The sequence below is a fragment of the Flavobacterium nitrogenifigens genome, assembly GCF_003254565.1.
GTDB lineage: Bacteria > Bacteroidota > Bacteroidia > Flavobacteriales > Flavobacteriaceae > Flavobacterium > Flavobacterium nitrogenifigens.
In genome coordinates this window covers 1-5,053 of record NZ_QJRI01000138.1, presented here as the reverse complement: position 1 = coordinate 5,053, position 5,053 = coordinate 1, and the positions used below count along the sequence as shown (strand labels likewise).

Sequence of the window (5,053 nt, the reverse complement as noted above, 5' to 3'; positions counted from 1 at the left end):
ATTAACATCGATTGGAAGATATGCTGCTCCGGATTTCAATACTCCTAAAAGAGCGACAATCATTTTATCACTTTTAGCCAGCTTTACTCCCACCAGATCATCCGGTTTAATCGCATAATTCTCCCTTAAGTAATAAGCCAACTGATTGGACTTCTCATTAAGTTCCTGATACGTCAGTTTTGTTTCTTCAAATACAACAGCAATATTATTAGGGGTTCTTTCAACCTGTTCTTCAAATAAATCTACGATTGTCTTATCTCTTGGATAATCAGATTTCGTATCATTAAATTCTAAAAGCAGCTGTTGCTCTTCATCATGGTTAAGATACTTTAACTCTGCTAAAGGTACCAAAGGATCAATCACTATTTGTGTCAGTAATTGTTCTAAATGCCCTAACAACTGATCTACAAATTCATTGCTAAAAATATCTGTATTATAGGTTATATCTAAATGCAGTTCTTCTGGTTTCTCTGAAAAATTAAAATGTAAATCAAACCTGCTTATGGTGTTAGCTACCTCATATGGTTTTATATCAAATGTTTTAATGCTTTGATTTTCATCATATTCTTTCCCTACACCAAATGCATTTTGTAAATCTACCATTACATCAAATAGAGGATTTCTGCTTGGATCGCGCTTTAAGGATAAATTCTCTACCAATTCATCCAAAGGATAAATATAATATTGATAAGCACCTAGAGTTACATCTTTAACTTTGTTTAATAACCCGATAAAATTATCATCGTTTTCAAGAATTGTTCTTAGTGGTAAAGTATTTACAAAAAAACCAATTTGTCCCTCTAAATCAGCATGTTCTCTACCCGCTAAAGAGCTTCCTACAATAATATCCTGTTGTTGTGTATAACGATATAATACAACTTTTACCAGAGATAACGCCGCCATAAACAAAGTGCCTCCCTGCGATTGGCTTAAATCCTTTAATTTCTTAACATTATTTGTATTTAAAACTTTACCTAAAGTTTTCCCATTATATGTCTTTACTGATGGTCGCTGGTACTGAACAGGTAAATCTAATATAGGAATCTCACCAGTAAATTGATTTGTCCAATAACTTTTATGCTTCTCTAACTGACTTCCTTTTAATTGATCTTGTTGCCAAAATGCATAATCTTTGTATTGTATCTGTAAGGGCTGAAATTCGAACTTTTCTCCTAAGGTTACCGAAGTATAATACGTAAATAACTCTTTAATTAAAATTTCCATTGACCACCCATCACTAATAATATGATGCATAACTAAGCTAAGAACATACTTAGAATCAGCTATCTGTGATAACTTTACTCTAATTAAAACGCCTTGCTCTAAGTCAAAAGGTTTCTCACATTGTTCTTTGATTATAGTATTTAAATCTAAACCGTTTTTCGATCTAATATCTTCATAATCAATTTTGAAATCAATACTTTCATTTTCTATAATAAATTGTCTTACCTCTCCTTGTTCTGTTTCTTTAAAAGCAGTTCTTAAAGATTCATGACGTTCTATTATAAATTTAAATGTCGATTCAATTAATTCAACATCTAATAATCCTTCAATTTCATAAACACCTATTAGATTATATGCCGAATTACCTCCTTCAAGCTGGCTTACTAGCCACAATCTGTTTTGAGATGAGGATAGCGGATAATTCTCCATTAATGGAATTGATGGAATTGATTCGTAAGTTTTTACATCCCCTTCAAATCCCTTTAAGAATTGTATTAATTCATGTTTATTATCTACTATTTTTTTTAAACTAATCGGATCTAAATCTTCACCATCATAGAAAACCTCAAGTTCACCATCTTTCAAGACAACATCAATAGCGTTACTTTTCAACTCAGCTAACAAATCTATAAGCTTGCCCATATTCCTTTATTTTTTCTTATTATATAATATTTCCTTTTCACCAAATAACCTTTCAGCAATTATTCCTCTTGAAATACACTCATTAATTAAATGGTTGGATTGAACAATCGGATTAGATTCATCTGTGTATTTTATACTACTAATAAATTCACACCAAGGTTCTTGTCCCATAGCATACACGTATATTTCTGATGGATTAAAAATATTTACCAAATTTATTCCTCTATTAAAATCAGATCCTGCTAATCTTCTCGATTGATCATGTTCTTTTGATAGTTCGTTAACAACCAATGGGCCATATAACCAGGTTAACGGGGCGCCATCACATTCCATACCCAGAAAAACAACATCTACATTTCCAATTAGCTTTTGTGTATGTTCATATAACTTCTTTTCTAAAATCCTTGAATCTGCAACAAATAATAAAGAAAAATCAGCGATATCAACATGATAGCAAATTTTAGCTTTAATATCTAAATCACTATGCTCTCCGGTAAAAGGAACTCCTGTAATGCTACAATCTGAAAAACTTATCGTTGAAAATTCTTCAATCTCGATTACATTATTAAAGCCAATATTATTAAACATTAATTTTAGACACGGATCCTGAAGGTGTCCTCCTCCGGAACGCGGAACAATTATGTTTTTTACTTTATGTCTAAGTGGCAGAAGAGTTTCAAGTAAAATATGATCCTGATGGTTGTGAGTTATTAAAACATAATCAATAACTTCTGGTAATTCATAATCAGAAAAATGTTCAACACTGGACTGATATCCATAATAGCTAATTAAAGGATCTACCAATATACTTATATCTTTTGTTTCGATTAATATACATGCATGACCAAAATATCTCATCCTAATATTATTCCCCTCATATTTAGCATAAGGTACAGACGGAACTTCAGTGAAAAACGATTTGAAAAGTGACTCTTCCACTTCATTTAAATCACCTAACATTTTTCTTATTTCATTATAAGGACGAGGTGTTCTTTTCATTTTACTCAACTCATCAATAAATTCATTATCAAAAGGTATATTTAAATGCAATACATCATCTTCTTCTAATCTTGGTGTGCTTAAACAAAAAGGGCGTGAATCATTGTTTGTAACCCAAAGCGCTATACTTTGAGTATTTTTATTATAAAACTTGCTCTTATATAAAAGATGTTCAAAAAATCTAAATGAAGGGTTTCCATTTAAATCATATATAAGTTCTACATAACCTTTTAAGATTTCCGGTACATTTTCGTATAAACTTTCCAGTGATTGCCCTTTTGCTTCTTTGTTTAACATTAAAACCAATTTTCTAATGGCAAACGAAAGAGTAAGTAATTCCTTTTGATTTAAAAAAGTTGATTCTAGTAGTTTTTTAATATCCTCAGATCTATTCTCTTTGTAATCCATAAAAGGACCACCTAACATTTTTGGATTTTTAATTGCCTCATCATGCAACTCTGGAGATTCAAGATAAGAATTCATTATTTCAACATGCCTTTTTACTACATTCATTGCTGCAGTTCCCGGCGATATAAGATGAGACCATGCGTACCATCTTTCAATTAAAGGTTCAATAACTACATTGGGCTTTAAAAAAACTAAACTTTCCATTAATTATATTTTTATTGATTTTCTATTTTGATTACTTGAACTTAATTTTAGTGTATTAATTACAGAGGAAAAACTCTCAATATTTGGATTATCAAAAAATTGAGATACTGGCATTTTAAATAAAAAAGTTTTCTCTATAGTATTTAATAGTCTCATTACTTTTAAACTATTTCCTCCTAATTCAAAGAAGCTATCTGTTACTCCTACTTTTTCAATTCCAAGTACTTCCTGCCATATGGCAACCAGTTTTTGCTCAGTCTCATTTCTTGGAGCCACGTATTCTCCTCGAATTAGATCTTCTCCGTCTGCTCCTGACAAGGCTTTATGATTAATCTTCCCATTCGGGGTAAGAGGTAACTCCTCCAGTTCTACATAAAAGCCGGGAACCATATAATCCGGGAGTCGCTCCTGTAGAAAACTTCTTAATGCTGATTTATCAATGGTATTTACAGTAGTGAAATATGCAATCAGTACCTTCTCATCGTTGGATTCTTTTGCCGCTACTACCACTTGCTTTAAATCCTGAGAATACTGCAGAATGACATTCTCTATCTCGCCTAGTTCTATCCTGTATCCTCTTATTTTTACCTGATGGTCTATTCTACCCAAAAACTCAAGATCACCGTCAGCCAGCCAACGGCCCAAATCGCCAGTGTCGTACATTTTTTCTCCTTCTATAAAAGGATTTTCGATAAATTTCTCCTGGGTCAGTTCGGCCTTATTCAGATAACCTCTCCCTACACCTGCACCCGATATATAAAGCTTGCCGGTAACTCCTATTGGCAAAAGATTTAAACAATCATCTAATATGTAAATCTGGGTGTTGGAAATAGGCTTTCCAATTGTTATGGGACTATCTTTGGATATTACTTTTACCATACAGCCAACGGTGCTCTCCGTTGGGCCATATTCATTATAAATCGTCAATGTATCATTTGCTTTTAGGATTTCGTCTACTTGTCGGCTAAGTAATGATTCTCCTCCAACTATAATTTTCTTTAACGGTGTATCCTTCAGGTCAAAATCTTTTAATAATTCTAAATGAGATGGGGTTAATTTTACGATATCCAAGGCATTTGAAGTCGAAATATAATCCAGTAATATTTCATGTGCATTCCAATTATTATTAAATACTTTTATCTTATGGCCTCTAATTAATGGCAGGAAAATACTGGTAACTGTCAAATCAAAAGACAAAGAACTAAATAAACCAAAGTCTCCCTGTTGCTGATTCTCAAAATAAAAATCAGAACACCACTTCAGGTAATTATATAAGTTTTTATTCTCTATCATAACTCCCTTAGGCTGACCTGTAGATCCAGAGGTATAGATCACATATGCTAAATCATCAGCTCCAATAATAGTGTTCAGGTTCTCTTTTGAAAACTTATCCTGAACCTTTGTAAAATTGTCTAAAATATTCTCATCAATAACGGCTTTACAGTTACTGTCCTCTTCGATATATGCGATGCGGTCTTGCGGGTAATTAACATCTATTGGGACATAAGCTGCTCCTGATTTTAATATTCCAAGGATTGCTACAATCATGTTCTCACTTCTATCGAGCTTTATTCCT

3 protein-coding genes are annotated in these 5,053 nt (G+C 32.5%); all 3 read right to left on the bottom strand.

The window, feature by feature from the left end:
• A partial coding sequence (locus tag DM397_RS00670; RefSeq protein WP_162615444.1) for a condensation domain-containing protein occupies positions 1-1,866 on the bottom strand: 1,866 nt, incomplete at its 3' end.
• A 6-nt stretch (positions 1,867-1,872) separates the two neighbouring features.
• On the bottom strand, positions 1,873-3,477 hold the full coding sequence (locus tag DM397_RS00665; RefSeq protein ID WP_111375725.1) for an MBL fold metallo-hydrolase: 1,605 nt from the start codon (positions 3,475-3,477) through the stop codon (positions 1,873-1,875).
• A gap of 3 nt (positions 3,478-3,480) precedes the next feature.
• A partial coding sequence (locus DM397_RS00660) for a non-ribosomal peptide synthetase (RefSeq protein WP_162615443.1) occupies positions 3,481-5,053 on the bottom strand: 1,573 nt, incomplete at its 5' end.